This is a genomic window from Corynebacterium lipophiloflavum DSM 44291 (assembly GCF_000159635.1).
Taxonomy (GTDB): domain Bacteria; phylum Actinomycetota; class Actinomycetes; order Mycobacteriales; family Mycobacteriaceae; genus Corynebacterium; species Corynebacterium lipophiloflavum.
The window spans coordinates 1-791 of the sequence record NZ_GG667210.1; the positions used below are offsets into that span (position 1 = coordinate 1).

The 791-nt window shown below is 62.5% G+C and carries 1 protein-coding gene; it reads right to left on the reverse strand.

What is annotated here, in order from left to right:
• Positions 1-682: IS110 family transposase (locus HMPREF0298_RS11230; protein ID WP_006841318.1), on the reverse strand; the 682-nt coding region annotated here is incomplete at its 3' end.
• Between the last annotated feature and the right edge of the window lie 109 nt (positions 683-791).

Here is a 791-nt window from a genome sequence, read left to right on the forward strand (position 1 = left end):
TCACTGACACCAGGGCAGCGATCCGGGTTTCCAGCTCATCGCACTGCACCCGCAATGCGCGGTAGGTCGTGGCCAGAATCTTCAGGCTGGTCAGCACACCATTTCGCGGATCAGTAACATCCGACGACGGTCGGCAGTACACCAACGCGTTGACCAGAGCGTGGTTGGTCATCGTGGCGTAGCGGGTGCGGATGTCATCAGGGGCTGTGACCAGCAACGACTTCATCGTTGTGATGAGTTTCGCGGTGGTGGACACCAGCTGTTTCCGGGTGATCTGTAACGCTCGTAACGACTCCACCGGGCCCGTGGAATCTTTAGGCGTGCTCAGCCCTTCCCCGGTCAGGACCTGTCGCGCGGCGGCAAGGGCATCCACCGGATCTGATTTCCCGTCCCGGCGTCGAATGCTGCGGGCCGGGCGCAGGACTTCAACGACCGTGTAGCCACGGTCTATGAGGTGCCGGGTTAATCCGGCACCGAAGGAGTTGGTTCCTTCTACTCCGACGGCGCCGACACCGTGCTTGCTGAGGAACTCGGCGAGGTGTGTGTAACCGGGCCTGGTGGTGGGGAAGGTTTCGGTGGCCAGGTGCCGGCCGGTTGGGGTCACCGCGGCGACGGTGTGGGTGTCGGTGTGGGTGTCGACCCCGGCGACGGGGCTTGCGGAGAGGTCGATGTCTGTGGTCATGGCTGTCAACGCTTTCGCATAGGGAAGTGATGAAGGTAGCCGCTGATCCGAGGGTTCGAGCAGACAGGACACTGATGGGACTACTACTATGGCACCTGCCGGGGTGGTC